General features: G+C 32.6%; 24 protein-coding genes. 22 read left to right on the top strand and 2 right to left on the bottom strand.

Annotated elements, in window-relative coordinates:
* Positions 1-201 precede the first annotated feature (201 nt).
* The 17 genes from RDK80_RS16085 to RDK80_RS16005 all read left to right on the top strand — a co-directional run bounded on the left by RDK80_RS16085 (position 202) and on the right by RDK80_RS16005 (position 17,821).
* Positions 202-399: a tautomerase family protein gene (locus tag RDK80_RS16085; RefSeq protein ID WP_256311742.1), complete on the top strand. Its 198-nt coding sequence runs from the start codon at positions 202-204 to the stop codon at positions 397-399.
* A gap of 228 nt (positions 400-627) precedes the next feature.
* Positions 628-1,698, top strand: coding sequence for a BMP family ABC transporter substrate-binding protein (locus RDK80_RS16080; RefSeq protein WP_308524872.1), 1,071 nt, complete (start codon positions 628-630; stop codon positions 1,696-1,698).
* Positions 1,699-1,762: 64 nt separating this feature from the next.
* Positions 1,763-3,292, top strand: coding sequence for an ABC transporter ATP-binding protein (locus tag RDK80_RS16075; protein WP_308524871.1), 1,530 nt, complete (start codon positions 1,763-1,765; stop codon positions 3,290-3,292).
* Positions 3,282-4,379, top strand: coding sequence for an ABC transporter permease (locus RDK80_RS16070; protein WP_256311745.1), 1,098 nt, complete (start codon positions 3,282-3,284; stop codon positions 4,377-4,379). Before RDK80_RS16075 ends, RDK80_RS16070 begins: the two co-directional genes overlap by 11 nt.
* Entirely contained in the window at positions 4,373-5,299 is a 927-nt protein-coding gene (locus RDK80_RS16065; protein ID WP_256311746.1) for an ABC transporter permease, read from the top strand. Before RDK80_RS16070 ends, RDK80_RS16065 begins: the two co-directional genes overlap by 7 nt.
* Positions 5,300-5,314: 15 nt before the next feature.
* Complete coding sequence (locus RDK80_RS16060; protein WP_308524870.1) at positions 5,315-6,838, top strand: YjjI family glycine radical enzyme; 1,524 nt, start codon at positions 5,315-5,317, stop codon at positions 6,836-6,838.
* A complete protein-coding gene (locus RDK80_RS16055; RefSeq protein WP_308524869.1) occupies positions 6,831-7,670 on the top strand; it encodes a YjjW family glycine radical enzyme activase in 840 nt (279 codons plus the stop codon). Before RDK80_RS16060 ends, RDK80_RS16055 begins: the two co-directional genes overlap by 8 nt.
* 15 nt (positions 7,671-7,685) lie before the next feature.
* The gene (locus tag RDK80_RS16050; RefSeq protein WP_308524868.1) at positions 7,686-8,465 is read left to right on the top strand and encodes a pseudouridine-5'-phosphate glycosidase; all 780 of its coding nucleotides are present in this window, start codon (positions 7,686-7,688) and stop codon (positions 8,463-8,465) included.
* 295 nt (positions 8,466-8,760) lie between these two features.
* Positions 8,761-9,759: a methionine ABC transporter ATP-binding protein gene (locus RDK80_RS16045; RefSeq protein WP_308524867.1), complete on the top strand. Its 999-nt coding sequence runs from the start codon at positions 8,761-8,763 to the stop codon at positions 9,757-9,759.
* Positions 9,753-10,427 carry a methionine ABC transporter permease gene (locus RDK80_RS16040; RefSeq protein ID WP_308524866.1) on the top strand — a complete coding sequence of 225 codons (675 nt, stop codon included), beginning with the start codon at positions 9,753-9,755 and terminating at the stop codon, positions 10,425-10,427. The genes RDK80_RS16045 and RDK80_RS16040 overlap by 7 nt, the downstream gene beginning before the upstream one ends.
* A gap of 22 nt (positions 10,428-10,449) precedes the next feature.
* Entirely contained in the window at positions 10,450-11,265 is an 816-nt protein-coding gene (locus tag RDK80_RS16035; RefSeq protein ID WP_256311752.1) for a DUF169 domain-containing protein, read from the top strand.
* Positions 11,266-11,295: 30 nt separating this feature from the next.
* Entirely contained in the window at positions 11,296-12,162 is an 867-nt protein-coding gene (locus RDK80_RS16030) for a MetQ/NlpA family ABC transporter substrate-binding protein (RefSeq protein WP_308524865.1), read from the top strand.
* A 314-nt stretch (positions 12,163-12,476) separates the two neighbouring features.
* Positions 12,477-13,124, top strand: coding sequence for a cobalamin-dependent protein (locus tag RDK80_RS16025; protein WP_256311754.1), 648 nt, complete (start codon positions 12,477-12,479; stop codon positions 13,122-13,124).
* Between the two features lie 15 nt (positions 13,125-13,139).
* Positions 13,140-14,213, top strand: coding sequence for a uroporphyrinogen decarboxylase family protein (locus RDK80_RS16020; protein ID WP_308524864.1), 1,074 nt, complete (start codon positions 13,140-13,142; stop codon positions 14,211-14,213).
* Between the two features lie 11 nt (positions 14,214-14,224).
* Positions 14,225-15,223 (top strand): uroporphyrinogen decarboxylase family protein, encoded by a 999-nt coding sequence (locus RDK80_RS16015; protein WP_308524863.1) that lies wholly within the window; start codon positions 14,225-14,227, stop codon positions 15,221-15,223.
* On the top strand, positions 15,223-16,947 hold the full coding sequence (locus RDK80_RS16010) for an ASKHA domain-containing protein (RefSeq protein ID WP_308524862.1): 1,725 nt from the start codon (positions 15,223-15,225) through the stop codon (positions 16,945-16,947). The genes RDK80_RS16015 and RDK80_RS16010 overlap by 1 nt, the downstream gene beginning before the upstream one ends.
* Before the next feature lie 13 nt (positions 16,948-16,960).
* Positions 16,961-17,821, top strand: a complete 861-nt coding sequence (locus RDK80_RS16005; protein WP_308524861.1) for a uroporphyrinogen decarboxylase family protein — start codon at positions 16,961-16,963, stop codon at positions 17,819-17,821.
* A gap of 43 nt (positions 17,822-17,864) precedes the next feature.
* On the opposite strand, the gene murJ is transcribed toward RDK80_RS16005, so the two are convergent.
* Positions 17,865-19,373 carry a murein biosynthesis integral membrane protein MurJ gene (gene murJ / locus RDK80_RS16000; protein ID WP_308524860.1) on the bottom strand — a complete coding sequence of 503 codons (1,509 nt, stop codon included), beginning with the start codon at positions 19,371-19,373 and terminating at the stop codon, positions 17,865-17,867.
* A 370-nt stretch (positions 19,374-19,743) separates the two neighbouring features.
* Here murJ and RDK80_RS15995 point away from each other — a divergent pair, with 370 nt between their 5' ends.
* On the top strand, positions 19,744-21,003 hold the full coding sequence (locus tag RDK80_RS15995; RefSeq protein WP_256311760.1) for a diguanylate cyclase: 1,260 nt from the start codon (positions 19,744-19,746) through the stop codon (positions 21,001-21,003).
* A gap of 48 nt (positions 21,004-21,051) precedes the next feature.
* On the opposite strand, the gene RDK80_RS15990 is transcribed toward RDK80_RS15995, so the two are convergent.
* The gene (locus RDK80_RS15990; protein WP_308524859.1) at positions 21,052-22,206 is read right to left on the bottom strand and encodes a double-cubane-cluster-containing anaerobic reductase; all 1,155 of its coding nucleotides are present in this window, start codon (positions 22,204-22,206) and stop codon (positions 21,052-21,054) included.
* A 259-nt stretch (positions 22,207-22,465) separates the two neighbouring features.
* Here RDK80_RS15990 and saoB point away from each other — a divergent pair, with 259 nt between their 5' ends.
* From saoB to saoP, 4 genes are read left to right on the top strand one after another with little or no spacing between them, the layout of a single operon-like run.
* Positions 22,466-23,272: an ABC transporter substrate-binding (seleno)protein SaoB gene (gene saoB / locus RDK80_RS15980; RefSeq protein ID WP_311144037.1), complete on the top strand. Its 807-nt coding sequence runs from the start codon at positions 22,466-22,468 to the stop codon at positions 23,270-23,272.
* A gap of 13 nt (positions 23,273-23,285) precedes the next feature.
* On the top strand, positions 23,286-24,158 hold the full coding sequence (gene saoA, locus RDK80_RS15975; RefSeq protein ID WP_308524858.1) for an ABC transporter ATP-binding protein SaoA: 873 nt from the start codon (positions 23,286-23,288) through the stop codon (positions 24,156-24,158).
* Positions 24,159-24,193: 35 nt separating this feature from the next.
* A complete protein-coding gene (locus RDK80_RS15970; protein WP_256311764.1) occupies positions 24,194-25,351 on the top strand; it encodes a double-cubane-cluster-containing anaerobic reductase in 1,158 nt (385 codons plus the stop codon).
* 49 nt (positions 25,352-25,400) lie between these two features.
* The gene (gene saoP, locus RDK80_RS15965; RefSeq protein ID WP_256311846.1) at positions 25,401-26,198 is read left to right on the top strand and encodes an ABC transporter permease subunit SaoP; all 798 of its coding nucleotides are present in this window, start codon (positions 25,401-25,403) and stop codon (positions 26,196-26,198) included.
* Positions 26,199-26,425 lie beyond the last annotated feature (227 nt).

The following is a 26,425-nucleotide window of genomic DNA, read 5'->3' as shown; positions in this document are numbered from 1 at the left end:
ATATATAGATAAAATATATAGATAAAATATATAGATAAAATATCAGGATAGATATATTTAATTGTACTATCTAGAATTAATATGCTATGATAAAAAATGTTAAATAGATGTCGATATATGTCGAATTCATGAAGTTTACTAACGGACCATATTTAAGAGCAGAAATATTATATTAATAGGTATAGGAAAGGAGCAGATATTATGCCATTAATTATATTGAAGATGAAAGAGGGAGTTTTGAAGGATAGCAATATGAAACAAGATGCAATAGAGAAAGTTAGCCGTGCTTTAGCAGAAGCCATAGGTAATGAAGATTATTATACTAAGACTACTGTAATCATTGAAGAACATCCAAGTGAGAATTGGGGATGTGGGGGAAAATCGATTTGCTCCAAATAGTAATTTCCCAAGTATTTTGATAAAAGCTTCTATAATTTAAATTGTTAAAAATATAACCTCGACAAAATGTTGAGGGTTATTTTTATAAAAAATAAGAAAATCTTTGTATAAAGGAGATGTAGATAGAGTGTAATTAATAATTAAATCAGATAATTATAATTTGATTATATTTTATTCGAAAAACCTGTTCAAAGATGAACTATAAAATTAAAAGAAAGGGAGATACAAATGAAAAGATTACTTAGTTTAGTTATGGCTATTATGCTAGTAGTGACAATGACAGCATGCACAAAGAAAGATGCAGATCCGGCAAATGTAGATCAAGGAAAACCAGAAGTTACAGGAGAAGAAAATGGTGAAGAAAGTAAAGATGGAATTGCTAAAAAAGCATGTTTAATAACAACAACACCATTGGGAAATGATTTTACAGATTTAATCTGGAGCGGATTTCAAGAATTAGAGAAAAAAGGCTGGGAAGTTAAGGCAATTGAAGTATCAGAAGCATCTGAATATCCCGAACAAATTAGGGCAATGGCAGCTCAAGGATATACAGCTATGTTTACTATGTTTGATGAGTTGAGCAACGTAGCATTGGAGCTTTCCGATGAATTAGCAGAATCTTATCCCGATCTTCATATATTTATGTTAGATACTTATATGGAACATGATAAGAAAAATGCAACAAGTGTATCTGTTGACCCATTTGAATCATCCTTTGTAGCAGGCTATGTAGCTGCAAATATGACTGAAAAAGACATAGTTGGTTGGATTGGACATAAGGATATCCTAAAGGTTCAAAGATTCCGTGATGGATATACAGCAGGTGTTAACTATGCTAACAATGGTAAATCCGTAATTTCTGCATTTACAGGGGATCCATTTGATCCGGTTAAAGGACAAGAAACAGCTAAAACAATGATTCAAAACAATGATGTGGATATTATATATCAAAGTGCATATTTAGGAGGACCTGGAGTAATATCTGCCTGTGCAGAAGCAGGAATCAAAGTTATTGGTGTTGACGACTGGCAAGGGGATATAGACCCGGCTGTATTCTGGTCAGCAGTTAAATCAATGGATATTGCAGTTATATCATTAGCTGAAGATCATGCGGCAGGAAAAGAGTTTGAAACATCAGTGGATTTCGATCTAAGTTCAGGTGGTTCTGTTTATGATGAAAGAGATGAAAAAAATATTCCAGAGGAATTATTAGCAAAAGTTAAACAATTAATTGATGATATTAAGAGCGGTAAGATAGACGTTTATGAGGGATTTGAACAATATAGACTAAATTATTAATAATATTTTTTAAATATAGGAACGTTTAATCGTTCCTATATTTGCATATCAAGGAGATAGGGATATGAATAAAGATAAATTTGTATTGGAAATGCATAATATTAATAAAAAATTTAAAGATTTGCAGGCTAATGACAATATTACGTTTAAAGTCAGACAAGGTACAGTACATGCATTAATTGGAGAAAATGGTGCTGGGAAAAGTACTTTGATGAATATATTAACCAATATTCAAAGTCCCGACAGCGGACAGATATATGTTCATGGGGAGTTGGTAAATTTTAAGAATCCTTTAGATGCAGTTCGACATGGAATAGGAATGGTATATCAAGAATTTATGGTTTTTCCTGAGATGACAGTTCTGAATAATATAATAATGGGATTTGAACAGAAAAAAGGAATCTTTATAGATTATAAGAAATCTAGAAGAAGAGTGGAAGAGATATGTAAGAAGTATAAATTCAATATCTCTATTGATGAGAAGGTCGATGAATTACCTGTTGCTTCTTTACAGCAGGTAGAGATTATAAAGGTTTTATATAGAAATGCTGATATTATAATATTAGATGAACCGACATCTGTATTAACCCCACAGGGAGTAGAAGGCCTATTTGATGCCATAAGATTTTTAATTGCTCAAGGGAAAACAATAATACTCATAACCCATAAATTGAAAGAGGTACTGGAAATTGCTGATGATATTACAGTCTTAAAAAATGGTCGAGTAACAGGAACCTTATCAGCTAAGAATACAAACGAATTGGAATTAGCCAAACTTATGGTTGGCAGAGAAGTCATATTTCAAGTTGATAAACCGGAACCTAAAATCGGAGATACAGTACTAGAGGTTAGAAATTTATCAGTTAAAGATTCTTCAGGAGTAACAAGAGTTAAAAATGTGAGTTTTAATGTACATGGGGGAGAGATAGTAGGTATATCTGGAATAGCCGGTTCAGGGCAAGCAGAGTTAGTAGAAACATTAGTGGGTTTATCAAGTTGTAATAAAGATGGAGAAATACTATTTTCCGGAGAAAATGTAATAGATGAGACAATAGCTAAAAGACGTAAGATGGGAATGGGTTATATTGCCCAAGATAGGTCGTCTGTAGGTACTAATAAAGAAGGAACTATATGGGAAAATGCAATAATGGGCTATCATAGAGCAAAGGGGTTTAATACTAAGCATTTGCTTGATTATAAAGATATAAGTGTATTTACAAATAAAATAATTGATAATTATGCAGTAAAGATACAAGGGATAGAGGATAAAGTAAAAACTCTTTCTGGAGGTAATGTACAGAAACTTTTAGTAGGACGTGAATTTTTGCAGGAGCAAAAGCTGCTGATTATTGAAGACCCCACTAGAGGAATTGATGTTGGCTCAGTTGAATTTATATGGAAGAGAATAATTGAGATGGCAAAAGAAGGAGTGGGGATATTATTAATTAGCCATGAACTCAATGAAGTAATGCAGCTTTCTGATAGGATATTGGTGATGTATAATGGCTCCATAATTGAACATAAAGACAGCAGAGCCTTAACAGAAGAGCAGATAGGTCTTATGATGCTAGGTGGTGAAGTCTATGAAGCTTAAGATGAGTCGTGAAATTAAGGGAACTGTATTAAGATACAGCATATCTATTATATTAACACTTTTATTTGGATGTATTCTAATTGCTGTCCAAGGAGAAGGTCCTTTGGAAGCCGTAGGATATATTATTGAAGGTGCCTTTGGAAGCAAGATAAATATAGGGAATACAATTCGATGGGTTATATCCAGTTTAATGGTAGGAGGAGCGGCTACAGTTGCATTTAAATCAGGAGTTTCCAACTTAGGTATCGAAGGACAGCTATATATGGGAGCATTATCAGCGGCAATAATTGGATATTCTTTGGAATTACCTCATGGAGTACATGTAATGGCGTGTTTATTAGCTGCATCCATAGTAGGAATGTTATATGCATTAATACCAGCATTGCTGCGGATGTATTTTAAAATCAATGAACTTGTAACAACTCTAATACTCAATTTCATAGCAAAGTATTTAACTGAATATATAACCATGTGGGTCATAATGGGAGGTCAGCAATCTGCTAACGGTTCTGCATCTATAACAACTCCTCAGATACTTAAGACTGCCAGACTGTCTACAATTATCAAAGGTACTACTGCCAATACTGGGATTTTTATAGCCTTGGGAATTATATTCATCATAGCATTTATCTATAAATATACATTAGAAGGATACGAATTTACTCAAATAGGACAGAATATGAATTTTGCCAGAATGGGTGGAGTAAATATCAATAAATCATTTATACTTATTTTTCTAATATCTGGATTAATATCTGGAATGGGCGGAGGTATAGAGGTAACTGGTTCATATTATAGATTTATGCCTAATTTCAGCAATAATTTAGGTTGGGATGGGATTATGATAACACGTGTAGCAAATAACAATCCAATTGCAGTAATAATAGTTTCTCTTATATGGGGGGCTCTTAAACAAGGGGCATTGCATATGGAGCGAATGACTACATTAAACAGACTTGTAGTCATTATAATTCAAATGTTATTTGTATTATTTGTTTCTATTGATTATGATAATTTATTTAACAAATGGAAAGAGAAGATAAAGTCAAAGAAAATTAATTATAAAGGAGGCTCTTCAATATGTTGACTATAATGGAGATCTTATTTGGAACTGTAACATGGTCAGCTACCTTTAGATTGAGCACTCCAATTATATTGACAAGCATAGGTGGTTCCTTCAGTAAACAAACAGGAACATTTTGTATTGCTTTTGAATGTTTTATGCTTTCAGCAGCATTCTTTGCTGCATGGGGGAGCTATTTATCGGGAAATCCCTATATAGGTGCTTTACTAGCTATTCTTGCAGGAGTAATCCTTGCTGCAGTTTTTGGTATATTTGTCCTTCATTTTAATGCAAATCCAATGATTGTAAGTATAGCGCTTAATTTTGGGTCATGGGCAATGACTACCTTGTTATTAACTAAGATATTTAAAGTAAGGGGTTTCTTTCATAGTCCTCAAATTGTGAATTTTGAACCTATAGATATACCTGTTTTAAGATCAATTCCATATATTAATAAGGTCTTAAACAATCAAATTATACTTGTATATATAGCTTATATCTCTATATTAATAGGCGTTATAATCATGTATAAGACTCCCTTTGGTCTAAGACTTAGAGGTATTGGAATTAACGAGGTAGGAGCTCAGACCTCAGGAGTAAATATATTAAAATACAGATGGATAGCATTGATTATTATGGGTGTAATGTCAGGATTAGGCGGTGCATATATGCCTTTATCAGGATTAAGTATGTTTTCTGAAAATATGACGGCAGGTCGTGGATTTTTAGCCTTTGCGGCTATACTTGTGGGGAAGGGAAATCCTTTAAAAGCTGCCCTTATAGGTATGTTATTTGCTTATACAAATGCAATAACCCTTACCCTGACATCATTTGGAGTACCTACTCAGTTATTGCAGATGATGCCTTTTATAGTAGTTATCTTAGTATTGATTATTAGCAATTTAAAGAATTTTAGCAAGAGACCTGTAATAGATAATCAATAGATGGAGGTGTAGATATTGATATATAGAAATATAGATGAAACAAAAGCAGATGTTCTAAAGGAGATAAAAAATCCCAGCTTAACCTATGATCAGATAGTATCAAGACTAGCAAAAATAGCAGAAAATCAACTTCCATATCCAGAAGGAGTTGATGAAGAATACTTTGAGTTGCTTGAGAAGGACATAATATCAGACCTTGGTGAAGGACATGCCACATTTACTCCTCGATATATACTGCCAAATTATGAAAAACTTTTAGAGGAAGGTTGTGATTTTCTAAGGTTAAAGCCAGCTGAGACTTTAACAGAAGCAATAAATTCACTGCTAATATTTTATCATCATGTACCGTCCTTTAGTAATTATCCGGTCTTTGTTGGAAGAATTGATAAATTGTTAAATCCATATATTGAGAATGAAGAAATGGCAAGAGAACAGATTAAATGGTTTTTAATTCATTTAGACAGAACAATAAATGATAGTTTCTGTCATGCCAATATAGGTCCGGAAGAAACATTGGCAGGTAATATAATTATCGACTTAGAAAAGGAATTGCAAAATGCCATTCCTAATATGACATTATTATATGATAAAGAGAAAACTCCCGATAATTTTGCTGTTAAATGTATAGAATCCTCTCTTATATGTGCTAACCCTGCCCTTGCCAACGACAGAATGTTTAAGGAGGATTTCGGAGATGATTACGGTATAGCAAGTTGTTTTAACGGACTTCCATCTAATGGAGGAGCTTTCACCTTGTCAAAGATTAAATTAAATAAAGTAGCTTTTAATTCAGAATCCATAGAAGAATTTTTTGAGAAGAACTTACCTCATGCCATAGATACATTATGTAATTTTATGGAAAGTAAAATAAGATTTCTAGTGGAAGAAAGTACTTTTTTTAAAACCAATTTTTTAGTAACAGAAGGTTTTATTGAACTCGATAGATTTGTTGGTATGTTTGGTATAGTTGGTATGCATGAATGTGTTACACATTTGATGAAAATTCAAGGAAAGTCATTTGTATATGGAAAAGATGATGAAGCAAATGAATTGGGATTAGAAATAATGGAATTAATAGATAATAGAGTGAAGAATTTTAAGAGTAAATATGGAAAATCAATGAACAACCGTTTTTTACTTCATGCTCAAATAGAATCGACAGCAGAAACTACTGCAGGAGTTAGAATAGCAAATGGACAAGAGCTTCCGATATACGCTCATCTAAGACATTCAGGACTATTTCATAAATATTTTCCTTCAGGAGTCAGTGACCATTTTCCATTTGACAGTACTGCAATTAGTAATCCAGAAGCTATTTTAGATATATTTAAAGGTGGTTTTGAAGTTGGTGCAAGGTACCTTTCAGCCTATAAACAGGATGGAGATTTAGTCAGAGTAAGTGGATATTTGGTTAAGAAATCTGATCTTGAAAGACTTAAAAATGGTCTGCATGTAAATTATGGCAATATCAGATATGGAAAAGAACAGATTTTAGACCATAATATATTGGACAGAATGGTAAGGACTACAGATGAATAAGGCTAAAATCAATAAAATCATAGATATGAGTGTAGTAGATGGACCTGGGAATAGGACTGCAATATTTTTTCAAGGATGTAATTTTAACTGTTTTTACTGCCATAATCCAGAAACCATAAATCATTGTATAAATTGTTTAGAATGTATAGTGAAATGTCCAGAGAATGCACTAGATACAATTGATAATAAAGTGATATGGAATAGTTCCAAATGTGTAGATTGTGATACTTGTATAAAAACATGTAAGTATGATGCATCACCTAAAATATATAATATGACTGTAGAAGATATTATCAAGAGAATAGAGCATAATAGGCCATTTATCAAAGGAATTACAACCAGTGGTGGTGAATGTACTCTCCAAGCTAAGTTTTTAGTAGAGCTATTTAAAGAAACTCATAAAATAGATCTAACTAATTTTGTAGATACAAACGGAGGCGGGGATTTATCAGAGGAAAAAGAGTTAGTAGAAACAGCTGATAAATTTATTCTGGATATAAAAGCGATGGATAGGGATGAACATTTTTATATTACAAAACAATATAATGATGTAGTTATTAAAAATGCTAAGTATTTAGCTGGTTTAGGTAAGCTATATGAAATTAGAACGGTGGTAATTAAAGGCATTAATAATTATGAAACCATAGACAGTATAACAAAGCTTTTGCAGCCATATTTAGAAAATCAAGATATTAGATATAGGATAACAAGATATAGACCCTTCGGGGTACGTCAGCACTTTTCTAACCATGAGCCTCCTGATGATGAGGAAATGGAGAAATTAAAATCAATTGCAGTTAATAACGGATTCAAATCAATAATATTAGTTTAAGGAAGTGAAGATTTAATGAATATAGAAACTAAATTTCTTGTAGAAACTGCTTTATTGACCCACGGATTAAAATCCATTGATAATGAAACCCTTGTTGAATTATGGCCTTGGGAACATAAATGTATAGCTTGGGTTGATAAGGGAGAAGTAGTAATAGGAAATATAAAAGAATTTATTGGCTTTAGAAATAGGGCTGAGGAATTGATACGTATAGATAAGGATATCTTTATAGAATCCTGTAATAATGGTATAAGTGGTGCTTTAACTGCATCTGGGACTATGATGGCAGCAAAGGAAAAAGGAATTCATATTGCTGTAACTGCCGGAATGGGTGGAATTGGGGATATTGTAGGAGAAGAACTATGTGCAGATTTACCTGCCATAGCAACTATGGATGTAACATTGATAGCCACTTCACCAAAGGATGTTATAGATATAGAGGGGACTATTAAATGGCTATTAGAACATAATGTCAGCATATGGGGAAAAGATACAGATACTATAGATGGCTTTATGTTAACTGGTAAGCCCATAAAAATTACAGGCAAATATAATGGACAACCTTTAAAGGGGAGAACATTGTTATTAAATCCTATACCACATGAAATGCGATTAAAAGATTTAACTATAATAGAAAAAGCTAAAAACGCAGGTAAAGAAGCGGAAGAAATAGGAAAATACTATCATCCCGCAGCAAATGCCATGATAGATAGGCTTTCATTTGGCAAATCCTCTGAGCTGCAATTAAAGTCATTAATTGAAAATAGTATTTGGGCAAATGAATTAACTAGATAAAAGATAGGGATTTATTAAATAAAACTCCATTAATATTAGCTATGCTACACTTTCTAATAAATTTACACATAAGTAAAGTAATAATATTAATTTTAGTAAATATAAAAGAATTTTTAGCGATGATTTTACCATAAATTGTAGCTATAGATTGCACTGTTAGTATTTGGAAAAACAATTAGATTAGTTTTTAAAATTAATATACACTGATAAAAGATGTTAAAAAGTTAACTAATGACAACTTTATCGACTAAGGGAAAAAAGCGGATTATGGGAAGGAAAGGAAGTCAGTGAAAATATGATAGAAATTAAAAACCTTAGGAAATTCTATGGTAATTTAGAAGTATTAAAAGGTATAGATTTACAGATTGAAAAAGGCAAAATATTTGGATTAGTGGGAAGAAGCGGAACCGGAAAATCAACCTTGCTTAGATGCATAAATGGCTTGGAGAAATATAATGAAGGGAGCTTATATGTAGGTGATGTTGATGTAAAAAATCTTTCAGAAAAGGAACTAAGAAGTTTTCGAAAGGATATAGGTATGATCTTTCAACATTTCTCATTGCTGGAAAGACTGACGGTTTATGAGAATATAGCTTTGCCTTTGAGATGCTGGAATTATGATAAATCCTTTATAGACAAAAGAGTACGGGAATTGTTGGAGGTAATAGATATACCTGATAAAACCAACTCAAAACCTAGAGAATTATCAGGAGGACAAAAGCAAAGGGTTGCAATAGCAAGGGCATTAGCCATGGAACCTAAGATACTTTTATGTGATGAAGCTACATCCGCATTAGATCCTAAAAGTACTAAATCTATAATCTCATTGTTAAATAAGATCAATAAGGATTTAGGAATAACAATGGTGATTGTTACTCATGAAATGCATGTTTTGAGAAGTATATGCGAAGAAATAGCAATTATTGAAGATGGAAGGATTGAGGCAGTCGGACCAGTAGAGAAAGTGTTCCTAAATCAGCCTCCAGCCTTAAAGAACCTTGTAGGACAGAAGGAAATAGCTTTACCTGAAACAGGAATAAATATTGAGATATTTTATTCTCAAGATAATGCTTCTCAGCCTATTATTACAAAGATGGCAAGGAAGCTTAATATAGACTGCATAATATTAGGCGGAGAAATGGAAAGTTATAAAAATAGTCCATTAGGTTCAATAATAATAAATATACCCAATGGTGGATTTAATAATGTAAAGAAGTACCTTGATGAAAAAAATGTTATTTGGAAGTATTTTGAATTAGATGAGGAATTCTTAGGAGAGGAGGAAATATGTTGAATGGTGAGTTTTGGACATTATGGATGAAATATTTTAAAAAGATAATTGGACCATCTATTTTTGCCACATTGAGGATGGTTATAGCCACAGTAACTATTGGATTTGCCTTGGGATTTGGTCTTGCAATATTGCTTACAATCTATGGGCCAGACGGTTTAAATCCTAAAAAGAAGATATATAAGATACTTGATTTCCTTGTTAATACCATAAGGTCATTTCCAATATTGATACTTATTGTTGCCATATCTCCTTTAACTAGAATGATTGTAGGTACTACTGTAGGTGAAAAGGCGGCTATATTGCCTTTATCTATTGCTGCAACTGCATTTATTGCAAGAATGCTGGAAAATAGCTTTAAAGAAGTGGACAGGCAGCTTATAGAGGCAGCTAGATCCTTTGGTGCAACAGATATACAGATTATATTTAAGATTATTGTTAAAGAGTCTGTACCATCTATAATATCCATTGCCACCATGTCTACGATTACTTATATTGCAAGTACAACTATAGCAGGAGCAGTAGGCGGAGGAGGATTAGGTGCTGTAGCTTTGAACTATGGATATCAAAGCTTTAATAATTCTATACTTTATACCTCCGTATTTATACTATTTGTAATGGTAATAATTACTCAGGCAATTGGATCCTGGTTATATAAAAAATTCTTATAGATTCAGGAGGTGAAAATTAAATATGTCAGATATTAATACTAGTTCAATTTTGCTAGAATCTTTATTGGAATTAGAGAGAAAAGCAGTAGGTATAAAATTTATATTTGAAAAAGAAGAATATGATGAATTTAAAGCCAACACAATAGATAATATGATGGCGTATTGTACCATAGTAAGAAATGCATCACAGGGTAAATCCTATAAGGTTTGCTTGAAAAACTTCGCATGTCTTGGTGCAGCTATGGCATTAGGTTTATTAAAACCGAATAATGGAACTATATCAGGGAAAAGACGTTCAGAAAATGGGTCATATAAAGATTTATGTATTAGCAGAAGTTTATCAAGGGATATGGTATATTGCCATCATGAGATTTATGGAGTTGGAATAATGCCATTAGAACAATATGAAGAAAACCCAGACGTAGTTATAATAATAACCGATCCATATAATGCCATGAGAATTATACAGGGGAATGCCTATCATAATGGACAAGCTAAAGGGATAAAAATGGCAGGAATGCAGGCATTATGTCAGGAATGTACTTCCTTTCCATTTGAAACCAACGAGATCAATATATCAATGATGTGTTCTGGTACAAGACTTTTAGCACAGTGGAAAAGAGATGAGCTGGCTATAGGAATTCCATTTAATAAATTTGCAACTATACTAGATGGAATAAAGCAGACTGTAAATCCTTTGGAACGAAATCCTCAAAAGAAAATAATTGAGAAAAAGCTTAAAGAAAATAATTTAGAGGGTACTTTAAATATTGAATATAACAAAAATTATGATGATGGAGCATACATAGGTATAAAAGGCCTAGACAACTATAAGTAGAAGTAAAAACATTAAATGGAGGCGAGGATAATGAAAAAGAGAAAAAGAACACTAATTTTTATGATGAGTTTGATAATCTTATCTACAATATTGACGGCTTGTGGAAAAGATGATAAAAAGCAGGATGTTATAGTTAATTCAGGTGATGAACTAGATAATAAAACTAAGATAGAAGAAAAGAAAAAATTTACAGTTGGATGTATGCCCCTGAATGAACCAGCGGTTCAAATAATGAAGGAATTGCTTGAGCCAAAGGGCTACGACCTAGAGGTAACTGTATTTGATGGTAATCATCTTCCGGCTGTAGCTCTTAAGGAAGGTAATATCGATAGTCTGATTCTCAATCACTTACCTTGGATAAATACTTTTAACCAAGAAAATAATACTAATCTTACTATGGTAGAGCCTTATGTTTACTATTCTTATTTTGCAGTATATTCATCTAAATATAATAGTATAGATGAATTGCCACAAAATGCTCAAATCGCAATAGCAGGTGACCCTACTAATATGGATAGAAGTTTGAGGGTACTTAGAGATGCAGGCCTTATTACTTTAGGTGAGAAAACAGGAAATTTTTATTCACTATTAGATATTGAGGATAATCCTAAAAATATGAAATTGATCGAAACGGAAACGACTGCAACAGTTAGAAGTATTGAAGATGTAGATGCAATAATAACTTTCTCCAGTACAATGAAGATGGCTGGATTTGATCCGAAAGTATATCTTTATGAAGATGAAAGTTCTACTCAATTTCCAACAGGCCTAGTTGTACAACCAGAAAATGTTGATTCAGAGTGGGTAAAGGCCTTAATTGAAGTTACACAAGCAGATGAGTTTAAAGAAAAATTTAACGAATTTTATGGTGGCGCATATAAATTATTTAATAACTAGATCGGCAAGGTAGATAGTAAATAAGACATATTTTTGATGATTATTACTTAAATTAATAATGGTTAACCAAAGAACCAGAGAAGAAATTTCGCTGGTTCTTTGTAAATTCTTATTTATCAACTAGATAGGATAAAAGATTATATGTAGAAAAAATAAAGTACATAAATAAAACTATGGGCAGGTTTGCTAATTTCAAAACATATTATTTTATTCTATAGCAATCATAACATTGATAAATAATACCTATTAGAATACTATTGTCAATTAATATACAATATAAATTAGAAGACTTAGCATAAAAGGAGGTTTATCTAGTGAATAAAGAGGAATTATTTCAAGAAATAAGTGAGGCAGTAGTAGAGATGGAGGATGAATTAGTAGAGGAACTTTGCAATAAATCATTGGAACTTTCCATACCAGCTGACGAAACCATTACCAAAGGCTTAGTAGTAGGAATGGATAAAGTTGGACAACTCTATGAGGAACAGGAATATTTCTTACCAGAGGTACTTACCTGTTCAGATACATTAAATATAGGATTAGATATACTAAAGCCTCATATAAAAACAGAAGCCACCAGTAATCCTATTAAGGTAGTTATAGGAGTTGTGGAAGGGGATACCCATGATATAGGAAAGAATTTAGTCAAGATAATGACGGAATCGGCAGGTATTGAGGTATATGACTTAGGCAGAGATGTTCCATTAAGGAATTTTATCATAGTAGCAGAAGAGGTAGGAGCAAATTTTATATGTATGTCAACTTTGATGACAACTACTATGATGGGAATGAAGACTGTAATAGATATGCTAAAGGAAAGAAATATAAGAGATAAGTATAAGGTTATGATCGGTGGTGGACCTATTTCTCAAAGATTTGCAGATGAAATCGGTGCAGATGCTTATACTGCAGATGCAGGTGAAGCTGTTAAGAGAATAAAATCAATGGCGACAGCTAATTAGATTGGAGGGATAAAGTTGAATAAGGATCAAATGACTCCAAAGGAAAGGATGACCGCTTTTGCGAAGGGACTTGAAATAGACCGAATTCCATGCAATCCTCATATGGGAGTAACTATGGCTCCCTTTATAGGAATCACCTTAAAAGAGTACTATCATTCAGCGGAGAGGATGGCAGAACTGGAAATAGCATTGTTTAAAAGATTGAGACATGATGGTGTAAGCGTTTCGGCTACCTTAAGAGGAGTTGCTGAAGCTATGGGTTCTAAGATGTACTATCCCGATAATAATATTTCACTTATGGATACTCCTGCTGTGAGGCATGTTGATGAAATAGAAAATTTAAAGCCTTCTGATCCTGAAAAAGACGGAAAGCTGCCATTAGTCCTCAAGGCTGTAAAGATTATAAAGGATAAGATCGGACATGAAGTAAATGTTGGAACAGGATTAGCTGGACCTTTTAGTACTGCTGCCTCAGTAGTTGGTACTGAAAATCTATTGAAATGGATGCTAAAGTATCCTGACAAGGTACATACATTAATGGAGATTGTAACAGAATCTAATAATAGATTTATAGAGAAAGCTGCAGAATTAGGACTTGGGATGGGATTGTCAGATCCTGTTTCATCTACAAGTTTAATAAGTGTTAAACAATTCAATGAATTTTCCGCACCTTATATTAAGAAAAATGTAGATAAGATGAAATCTTTAACAGGACGTAGTATTTCAATTCATATTTGTGGTAAAAGCAAGGGGATTTGGGAATCTGTAATGGATACTGGAATATCAAGCTTTAGTATAGACAACGTAGAAGACCTTCAAGATGCTAAGGAGATAATGGGAAATAGAATTACAATATCAGGAAATGTTCCACCAGTTGATATAATGCAAAAGGGTACAAGGGAAGATGTACTTAGAGCAGCTAAAGAATGTATTAGAAAAACTTATGGAACTAAAAAGGGATATATACTTAGTTCTGGATGTCAAATCCCTATGAATACTCCAATGGAAAATATAGATGCATTAATGGATGCGGCCAGAATATATGGCAGCTATCCTATTGATGAAGAACTATTATTTAGTGAAGATTAGGAGAATAAAATATGAATGAAAAAGAAAGATTGTTAAGAGCCTTAAAGGGCGAAGAAACAGACAGACCTCCTGTTATATGTCCAGGGGGGATGATGAATGCCGCGGTTACAGAACTTTTAGGAGAAATAAATGCTAATCATAATACGGATTTAGATGCCATGGTAGCTGCTGCCATTAAGGTGAGAGAAGTTATAGGATTTGAGAATTATGGAGTACCATTTTGCATGACGTGCGAATCAGAGCCCTTTGGTGTAATTATTAGTGAAGGAGATAAGATTAATGAGCCAAGGATACTGGAATATAATCAATCTAAATTGGAAGATATCATGAAATCCTCTGATCCAAAGATATCCAATAATTTAAGAAGTGGAACTGTAATCAAAGCAATTGGAAGATTGAAGAATGACGAGATTCCAGTAATTGGGAATATCACTGGTCCTATAAGTACGGCTACTTCAATTGTGGATCCTATTAAGTTGTTTAAAATGATAAGAAAAGAACCTGATGAAGCCCACACTTTTATTGAATATATAAATAACTATCTTATAGAGTATGCTAAAGAAATGGTAAGGGCAGGTGCTGATATCATTGCAATTTCAGATCCTACAGCAACAGGTGAAATATTAGGCAAGAAAAATTTTGATAAATTTGCAATGCCTATGTATACTGAGTTTTTAAAATCAATGAGAGAAATAAATACACCCGTGATAATTCATATATGCGGAGATGCAAAAACTATAATTGATAGCTTAAACTCTTTAGAGGTACAAGCACTTAGCTTCGATTCCATAGTAAATATGAGATTTGCTAAATCTAAGCTAAATACAAGACTGATGGGTAATGTGAGTACACTTCTGTTGCAAAATGGTCCTAAGGATAAGATTATTTCTATTACAAAGAATGCAATGGATTCGGGAGTAGATATTGTATCTCCGGCATGCGGTTTAGGTATGTCTACTCCACTAGAAAATCTTAGAGTTATGACAGACTACGTGAAAGGAAGTATATAATGCCTATAGTTAAATTCATTAATGAAAATATAAATATTCAAGTAGAGAAAGGTACAATTTTATTAGATGCCATTAGAGAAGCAAAATTAAAGATTGAAACCCCATGCAATGGTATGGGGTTTTGTGGTAAATGTAAGGTAATAGCAAGAGGACAGCTATCTGAGCCTAGTGGTAGAGAGCAAAAAATTATTGATGCAAAGAAATCTGAAAGGCTGTCCTGCATGGCAATAATACTTGGAGAAGTAGAAGTAGAGCTTATTGAAAAGGAAAGGGTGCTAAAGACTATAAATAAGGGGTTTAGTATCGATGTTCCAATAGATAGCCCCATCAAAATTAAAAAACTTCCAGAGATTAATAAAGATAGCTCTGTTCCATATGCTGAGTATCTAGGATATGATTTTAATTCAGTAGAATTATATAAGAAAATTAGTATAATAGAGGAAACCAATCCTAAAGAAATATGGGGTGTAGTATTTGAGGATAAATTGTTAGATATCAGTAGCCATAAAAAGAATATTCTAGGAATAGCAATAGACATTGGCACTACAGGTATTTCTTACTATTTAATGGATTTATCCAGTGGAGAAATAATAGAAAAGCTATCATCCCTAAATCCTCAAACTCAATATGGGGGAGATGTCCTAACAAGAATTACATATTGTATGGAAAATCCAACAGGGGCTGTTAAGCTTCAGGAATTAATAGTAGATGAAATAAATAATTCAATAAAAAACCTAACAGGGACTCCCTATAATATAGATGATATTTATCATATTATCATTGCTGCTAATACTACTATGCTGCATCTTTTGTTGGGCATTAATCCCAGTTCATTGGCTAAAGCCCCTTATAGATCAGTATTTTTAAGTCCAAAAGCTCTTAAAGCAAGGGATATATCTATTGAAGTTAATGATGAGGCTATACTCAGCTTAATTCCATCTGCTTCATCCTATGTAGGAGGAGATATAGTATCGGGTATTATGGCTTCAGATTTTAAGAATAATGAGGAAGCTGTATTTATAGATATTGGTACCAATGGTGAAATGGCAGTTATAAAGAATGGAAAGATAATATCTACATCTACTGCGGCAGGTCCTGCTTTAGAGGGTATGAATATTGAATGTGGCTGTCGTGCACAAAGGGGAGCAATTGAAACCTTTGATATAGATGAAGAGTTTAATATTAGCTATACCACAATAGGAGATGAAAAACCTATAGGAATCTGTGGAAGTGGATTAATAGATATAGCCGGAGCAATGGTAAAAAGAAATATCCTTCTGAAATCTGGAAGATGGAATAAAAATTTAGATTTCAAACTTGAAAATAGATTAGTAGATAAAAAATTTTATATAACGGAGGATATATATATTTCTCAAAAGGATATACGACAGATTCAATTAGCAAAGGGAGCCATAGCTGCTGGTGTAATTTTAATGCTGGAGGAAATAGGGCTAAAGATAGAAGAAATAGCAAAGGTATATATTGCTGGTGCATTTGGATATCATGTTGATCCCTATAATATAAAGAAGATAGGACTTATTCCTAAGGGATTCAGAGGAGAGATAAGTTTTTTAGGTAATACCTCATTGGAAGGAGCTAGGTTAGCACTAATCAATAAAGAATGCTTTGAAGAGATATATAATATTAGGAAGAATATAGAAGTATTGGAATTGTCTCTTAAAGAGAACTTTCAAGACATTTTTGTGTCTCAACTAAACTTTTAGAAAAGGTGATGGAATGATAGCTGCAAATATTTTTAAATGTGTAGGAAAGGAAATTGAAATAATACCTGATAATATTTTGGAAGAATTAAATATATCATATGAAGAATCAAATAAAAACGCTTCTGAGATGGTTATATTGGCAAAGGCTTTGAAAAAGTATAAGAATAAGAAATATTGCAAATTACCTTTCTGCCATACTGTAGAAGCTGAGGCATTTGGTTCCACAGTGATTTTTGATCAAAAAGTAGGAAATAGGATTGGAGAGTATAAAGTCGATGATATAAATTTAGTTGAGGACATATTAGAAATAGATTTAAATAATGGAAGAATTGCTGAAGTTCTAAAGGCGATAAGTATTTTAAAGGAAAATGAAGAGAATGTAATACTGGATATAACAGGCCCATTTAGTATTGCTACATCTATTATGGACAGTCAATTGTTTTACAGGACTATAAGAAAAGATAGAGAAAAAATCAATAGATTGTTAGAAATAGTTGAGAATAGTTTAGTAAAACTTATTCTAGAGGGAGTTAAACAGAATGTAGATGTGATTTCCTTTGCAGACCCTACAGGCACCATAGATATAGTTGGACCTAAAATATATAAGGAAGTATCAGGGAACTCTACATATAATATACTGAAAAGAGTTGAAGAACAGCTGGGAAAAAGTGTAATTCATCTCTGTGGGAAGACGTCAACATCCCTGGAGGTCATAGGACTGTTAGAGAGTGAAAAGATAAAGGTAGAAGGCTGTAATTATTTTGATATAGTTAAAAAGATAAAAGAAGAAAGAAAGGATGTAAATTTTATAGGTCATTGGTGCCTGAAATTGGATAAATTTAATAACGAAATTATTAATTGTAAAATTAAATAAATTAGAAGAATAGAGGAGATTTTTGAAAATCATCTCTATTTTTCTATATCTTTACACGTAACACCTTACATACTTCGGCATATACACCTACTCCAGTTATTGTTGAGAAAGAAATGTCTAGTATATTATTTATAAGTAAATCATTTAACAGAGTTGAAATTGTACCGTGGGCTAGGAACATACTTTCAGTCATAATCACAGTTGCTACACCAATCTTAAGTACGGTATCCTTCAAACCATCATCTTTTACAATGTCCAGCTTTCTATTCAAATCAAATATTCCATATATTAAAGCTAATATAATAGAAATACTAGTGCCTAATGCAATTCCACTGTTTCCCATGAATGGTGCCAGTGATAAGTCTAAAATTGTATTTATTCCTAAGGCAGCTAGACTAATGACTACAGGAGTTTTCATATCTTGAATTGAATAATAAGCCCTTGTAATTAATGGAATAAGTGCCATGGCGACTAAACCAAATGCATAATGTGCCAGTACTTTTGATGTCAGCAAGGATGCTTTAGCATCAAATGCACCTCTTTGGAATATTATCTTAACTATGGGCTCCGCCATAGTTATCAATATAATAGATACAGGTATGGCTATAATTAGTACCATATTCATTCCATGCTTTATTTCATTTTTCAAATGGTCTTCATCATGTTTATTATAATCTTCAGATAGCACTGGAAATATGACTGTAACTATTGCTGCAATAAATACTCCCAAAAATAAATCTATGATTTCATTTGCATAGCTTAATTCTGCAATACTACCTGTGCTAAGGGTTGAGGCTACAGCATTATCGATAGAAACATTTAACTCATTGATTCCGACACCTGCAACTATTGGTATTAGATAACCCCTTAGTTTTTTTATATATTTGTCCTTTAAGTCAAAATTCCAACTATATTTAAATTCATTTCTCTTAAGTCCTTTTCTAAATATGTATATTTGACCAATAGCAGATATAATACCTGTTACCATAAGACCTTTAAGGGCAAAGGTCTTTGCAAAGAATAATAAATAGATTATGTACAGAATTCCACTTGCAACCTTTCCTTTAGGCCCTCCCTTAAAAGAGTGGACTGATTGCAAAAAACCAGAAAATATTGCATTAATCCAAGAGAGTGAGATAATTGGCAGCCCTATTCTGAATAATAGGATGGTCTTGTCCAATTCTTTTCCTTTAAATCCAGGACCAAAGATTTTAATTATTGCAGGTGCTTCGATAAATCCTATCAAGATTAGAATAAAGGAAAATACAGCAGTAATATTTATTAAATTATTGGTATAACTTATTTTTCTTTCTATTCCATGCCTTTCTTGTATCTCCTGTAATAAAGGGATAACTGCAATAATTATTCCATCACTTATTAAACTTGTAAGAAGCATAATGGTACTGAAAGCCAATAGATAGGAGTCCATTTTATAGCTTACTCCTATTTTGGATGCAGTAAGAATTCCTTTTATAAAGGATAAAACTTTAGCAGCGATTCCAAAATAAATAATATAAAGAGTTGCTTCCTTCATTGCTTTTTTTCTTTTCATTTTTATATAATACGCCTCACATTGATCAAATATTAACGTAGCTAATTATAGCATAAAAGTGAAATTATAGTAAGAAAAATTATAGAAAATTACCAAGGAAGAATTAGGAGATAGAACTTTTACCCACTGCATAAGCGACTTGCATGAAATCAAAGATTTCGGCAATCTGCTTAAAATTTAATTAGGTTAAGTTCTCTTAAAGAATAAGAATCAAACGAGAAATTTCTTATGTGCTATAAAACATAAGATTCAAAAGAATGATATTGATATTTCCATATTATCATTAGATAAAAATAGGACTAAATACCTAAATTATGATATAATTCAAAATAGATATTATTATCTAATATATTTAAAGGTAGTGAGTGGGTTGGCAGAAGAATTGAGTTTAAAAAAGTATGATAATATTAAATTCTATTTTAAAATTCTTATAGCCTTATGGTTCGTTGTATTCCTAAGTGTGATTATCTATTCTAATTATGAAATAAATTTCTACGTGAAGGATGAAGTAGGCAGCAATGCCATAATCTTAGCCACATATATTGCCAATAGTTTAAAGATAAGCAATGAAGATTACTTATTTTTAAAATCACTTACATTTAAAGAGTTACTGGAAAGTGAGATAAACAAAGACTTTGAAGAAATGGCTAGGACAGTAATGGATGTTTCAAATTATAAGTATATCTATATAATATCAAGACTAGAGGGTAGTGAAAAAAAGTATAATAATGATGTTATTTATCTATTGGATGCAGTAGATAGTGTTAAAACTAGAAGAGAAGACGCAGAGGATAAAAATTATTATGATGATGAAATTAGATATGATATAGCCGATGAGTTATTTAAAGAGGTAGAAAAGACAAAAATCCCTTCATATAAAGTCGATAAATATAAAGGTGCAGAGCGAGTATATGCTTATGTACCATTTTATACTGTTGAAGGCAATTATATCGGGTTACTAGGTGTTGATACAGATGTATATGAGCTGGGAAAAATAAGAGAAAGATATGTTCCCCTAATAACAGTTTATATAGTAATAAATTTAATGATTGGGCTGATTGCCTTTGCTTTATATAGATATATGAGAAAGGTACATAATGATCTTAAAAAGGAGAGACATCTTTCGGGAATAGATGAACTCACCCATGTATTTAATAGAAGAAAATTCAATGAATTATTTATAGAACTATGGGAACAGGCAAAAGAAGAAAAACAAAATATATCAATAATGCTTATAGATTTAGATTATTTCAAAGAATTTAATGATAATTATGGTCATTCAGCAGGGGACGTTATGTTAAAAAATATAGGAGAGATTCTGGAAAAAGAGTCATCTAAATATGGAGGTTACGTATTTAGATATGGTGGGGATGAATTTGTAATTTTATTTCCTGATCTAAATATCATTCAAGGAGAAGAAGTTGGCAATACTATTTTGAAAGCCATAAATGATGCAAAGTTAGAACATCCATACTCGCCAATAGGAAAGGTTCAAACTGTAAGTATTGGTGTTACAAGTACAATCCCAAAGGATGAAATAAATATAAAAGAATTTTTCAACTATGCAGATACAGCTCTTTATTTATCAAAGAGATATGGAAGAAATAGGGTATCTGTTTGGAAGATTTAACGAACGAATATGAAAAAAGCTAGAACTTGATTTCTAGCTTTTTCAATATTATAACATCTCCATGAATGCAGTGATTCTAGTCTTTATTTGACCAATATTGGAGTCGGAGTAATCTGTTTCTATGGCCATATATGGTGTAGTTATATCTGATATTAATTTCTTGACTGCTCTTGTTTCAACACTATAAGGGTGGCATGTTTGCAGTACTACTTCAATAACACCATCAACTTTGAACTCTTCTATTAGTTCTGGTAATAATTCCATACGCTTATGGTTAGGTGACATAATGGAGCAACCGATATCCAAGTATCTATCAGCTATAGCCTTTACGATATCACCAGTACTTTCATCAACATTATTTCTAATAGGTTTTATACCACCACAATTTTCAAAACAAACAACTACGCCGCCGTTATTTTCAATTGTATTAACAATCTTATCTAAAACTCCACTTAATGGACAGCCTGTAATAAGAATTCTCTTAGCCTTATTATCTATAGGTCTTTTGTCTCCATTATATTCTTTTCTAATTTTATGAATTAGTTCTTCTAGTTGTTTATATTCCTCATTTAGATCAAAATTAAATCTGTAGCCTTCAAGTATTTTATATGCATTAAAACCTGTAATCGCAGGTGGTTCTAACTTGCTTAGTTCAAATAATTCACCATATAAAGATCTAAATTTATTTCTAAATGAAGCTGCTTCTTTTAGTTTTTCCTCTGTAATTTCTATATCAAACTTTTCTTTTAGAATTTTAATCAATAGTCTAACTTCTTTTTCCCACATAAGAGGTGAATAGTTTCTATCAGCTCCTTGAGGCAATTGCATGATATGTATATCCTTTAACTCACTCAGTAATTCATACATTTTTTTCTTACCATCACAGGTCGTTTCTCCAATAACTATATCAGAAAAGTAGGTATAACCACATTTGTCTGAAATAGCAGCACCATAGCTTGATTTGATCAAAGGGCAGAGATTTTTTGGAAGATCTGCTTCTGAACTTATAGTTGTTTTATTGCTTGTACCACATAGGTTTACTATATGGATGCCCGCGGCATCTAGTATTTCCACTGGTACAAAACTACAGAAAGTACCTGCAATTATACCACCTTTTTCCTTGACTTCCTTTGCCTTCAGAATACCATTTCTTTTTGTTTCTAAATATTCTTCAAATTGATTTGATAAATTTAAGTCATGCACTATATATCCCTCCAAATGTATTTCAGTCCTTTGATATTATATAAATTGTAGGTTTCTTCTATCTATAAAATCAATTATATACGAATTGTAGAGAGTTTGTGATTATGTTTTTCTATATTAGTATATATTACCATCAAATATTTCTATATTTATTTAATCATATTGAAAGGTTTGATATAGTATTTCTGATATAAAACTAGTACATTTTTAGTCTATATGGTTAAAAAACTGACAAATTAAGACATAGAGTGATGATTATATGAACACAACTAAAAGAATATTTCTTTTCTTTCTATTGCTATTGATCTTAGGATTAGGGTTTTCTAAATTCATGCCTAGGGAGGAGAAAGTAAAAAATACGATTATAGGATTAAGAATCGGCTCTGGAGATGATATAACAGGATTGCTTCTAGAGAAGATTATTAGAACGAGTAAAAATATTGGTATAGATAGCATTGGTATTACAGAAGGAAAAGAAGAAGTTTTATCTGATTTTACATTTAAGGACTGCTGAAGTAATACAGCGCAATGGGCCTTGAGCTCAGATGAAATCGATATGGCATTTTATTGTAATCATATGGCTTTGCATTTAGTACAGGCTAATGATGATTTTGAAATATATGGTCCAGTTATCATGAATGCAGAGGTTATTGGTTATAAGGAAGATGTTGATGGCATTCATAGACTTGGAATTGGTCATAAAAGGGAACATTTACATAAACTTGCCACAGAAAGCTACAAACAGGTAAAAGAAGTTATTGAGATGTCACCTATTTCCTTGCCCTATTCTCTAGAAGGAGGGCAAGTAGATGGAGTGGTCTTAGATATAACGAAGGCGGCATTATTAAAAGACATTAATTTTGTTCCACTTTCGAAAGATGATTATATTTCTTATAGTCTAGTTGTTAAGAAAGATATTATAGGCACAAAGGTTTTTGAAGATTTTATAACAGCTTATAATAATACAGTTCAAGAGCTAAATCAAACTGAGATACTTAAGGAATATATTAGCATGAGAGAGGAATTTTGGCAGAGTAAAAATATTAAATTTTTAAGTTTAGAATAGGAAAGGTGAAGACATGTCAATATCAGTACAAGGAATTACTAAAGTTTTTTCAAACAGAAGAGATAAAAGATCAATGAATACTGTATTGGAAGATATCTCTTTTGATGTAAATGAAGGTGAATTTGTTTCCTTATTAGGCCCATCAGGCTGCGGAAAGACAACTACTCTGAATATTATTGCAGGTTTTTTGAAGCATGAAGGTGGAAATATTTATATAAACGGAGAGAAAGTAAATAAACCGGGACCGGATAGAGCTTTTGTATTTCAAAATTATGCGCTTTTTCCATGGATGAAAGTTTCAGAGAATATTATGTATCCAATGAAAATGCAAGGAGTACCAAAAAAAGAACGACAAGATAGACTTAGAGATCTTCTAGAGATGGCACATCTGGAGGAATATGCAAATTACTATATCCATGAGATATCAGGCGGTATGAAACAAAGAGTTGCTTTGCTTAGAGCTCTTGCATGTGATCCAAAAGTTTTGTTGATGGACGAACCCTTAGGTGCAGTTGATTTTCAAATGAGGCAAATGCTTCAAGCACAGCTGGAATCAATGTTACAAGAAAATCAGAAAACAGCTCTTATGGTGACTCATGATGTTGATGAAGCTATTTATCTAAGCGATAGAGTTATAGTTATGTCTAGGGATGGAGGAAGAATATTAGCTGATATAAAAATTGAACTTCCTAGGCCTAGAGATAGAAAAAATGAAAAATATCATCAATATACAAATGAATTATCTGATATTTTAAGGACTGCTTTAAATGGAGAAGTTAAAAATCAAGGTGATGAAGAGCTGCTGGAGTTTATTGAAAAAACAGATAAGAAAGGCAATAAGAGAGTAGTCTTTGCTGAAAAGGCAATTTGTAATAGCAATAAATAATTTAATTATAGTATTTTTATAAAAGGAGAATATTTATGACAACTTTACCAGAACGCTTTGAAGAATTTGCTGATGCTAGAAGACAAGGTTTTATTAGGATGAAAGAACTAAAGGATAATGGTGGAAAGTTATGTGGGACATTTTGTCAATTTGCTCCTTCTGAAATGATTGACGCAGCGGGCCTTTATCGTGTAGGACTATGTGGCCAGAGTCCTGAACCTATTCCTGCAGCAGAAGCAGAACTACCAGCAAATCTTTGTCCTTTAATTAAGTCAAGTTACGGATTTGCATTAACGGAAACATGTCCTTACGCTTATTTTTCTGATCTTATTGTAGGTGAGACTACCTGTGATGGAAAGAAAAAAATGTATGAAATCCTTGCTGAACTAAAGGATGTTCATATTATACATTTGCCAAATAATCCTGACCCTGAAAGATCTTTGGAATCTTGGATTATGGAATTACGCCACTTTAAGGAAGTATTAGAGAAGAAATTTGATGTTACTATTACAGATGAAATGCTAAGGGAAGCCATTAAATGGGGGAATAAGGAACGTATTCAAATGGCTCAGCTATATGAGCTTGGACGTTATGATCCGCCTGCTATTACAGGTTTACATATGCGTAGTGTAATGGAGGGAGTACAATACATATTTGATCGTAAGGAACGTTATGAGAAAGTGCAAGAGGTTTTAGATAAGTGTGAAGAAGATTGGAGAAATGGAAAAGGACCTATTCCTAAAGGTAGTAGGAGGCCTAGAATCTTAGTATCAGGAGGACCAAGTGGAGGAGTATTTGAGAAAACCATTAAGGTCATTGAGGAACTTGGTGGTGTCATAGTTTGTTATGAGGGTTGCAGTGGAATTGTTTCTAGAAGAAGGCTCATTGAGGAATCTGAAACAAAGGATCCGATTGAATGTATTGCAGAAAAATATTTAGAGGTGCCTTGTGCAGTCATGTCACCTAATCAAAGGAGACTTGAACAAGTGGCTCTTACTATTGATGAATGGAAGGTTGATGGAGTCGTTGGAATTATCCTTCACTCATGTAACCCATTTGGAATTGAGTCCACAAATATCAAAAACATCGCAAACCAATGCGGTAAGCCTTATTTGCATTTAGAGACAAATTATGGACAGGGCGATGAAGGACAACTACGAACAAGAATAGAAGCATTCTTGGAAATGCTTTAGGAGGAGGTGAAGAAAGGAATTGAATACACAAGAAAAAGACATAAAAAGAATGGTACATGCAAGTAAGATGAAAGATAGGAATGCTTGGAGAAAGCTTAATGGTAAAGATTTCAATATTTATACTCCAATTGCACTAATAATCATTGGTATAATATGGTCAATTGCGGCAGAAATTGTAGATAAACCATTTCTTTTCCCTTCGTTAAAAAGTGTAGTTGAAGCTTTTTTTAAGGCTATAACGGATCTGTATGTACTCAGAAACATTAGTATTACCATGAGACGTGTTTTAACGGGTGCTTTTTATGCACTCATTATTGGGTTACCCATTGGTATGATTATGGGTTATTCTAAAACAATGCTAAGAGCTATGGCTCCATTTATAAACTCCTTAAGACAAGTTCCTATTATGGCATGGGTGCCACTATCTATTATTTGGTTTGGTCTTGGTGATGGGCCTACAATTTTTATGATTGCGTTTTCAGGAATTTTTACCATTATTCTAAATACTATAGCAGGTGTTCAGGATATCAACAGAGATTTTTACAATGCAGCTCGAAGTATGGGAGCAAGTACAATTGATATAATAAAAGATATTGTTCTTCCGGGATCACTTCCAGGAGTTATAACTGGAATCAGATTAGCCATTGGTATGGGTTGGATGTCAGTTATCTGAGCGGAGTTCATTGCGACCAGTGCCGGGTTCGGCTACTGTATGGTAGAGGCTCAATCTAGGATGCAAACCCATACAATTATAGCATATATGTTTATAGCTGCTTTGATAGGGTTTGGTATTGATAAATTGATGCTCTTAATTGAAAGTATATTACTTAGATGGAAAGCAGATTAGGACATCTATCAGATTATTTGATGGATGTTTTTTATAAGAAATAGAAAAGTTTTGTTTTTAGATTTATAAATAAAAGAACTTGACTTAATTTAGTTTTTAGAAAGGCTTTAATGCTTCGCTAGAAACCTTTTTTACAAAAAATGTTTATTGATAATTTTTATACAATTTCTATTTTTTTCCCTTGACCTTAAAGTCGGCTTTAAGGTTTATAATAGGAGGTAGGAGGA

The organism is uncultured Tissierella sp. (assembly GCF_902479755.1).
GTDB classification, from domain to species: Bacteria; Bacillota; Clostridia; order Tissierellales; family Tissierellaceae; genus Tissierella; species Tissierella carlieri.
The sequence above is the reverse complement of the archived record's forward strand: the minus strand, read 5'-3'. Positions and strand labels throughout refer to the sequence as shown.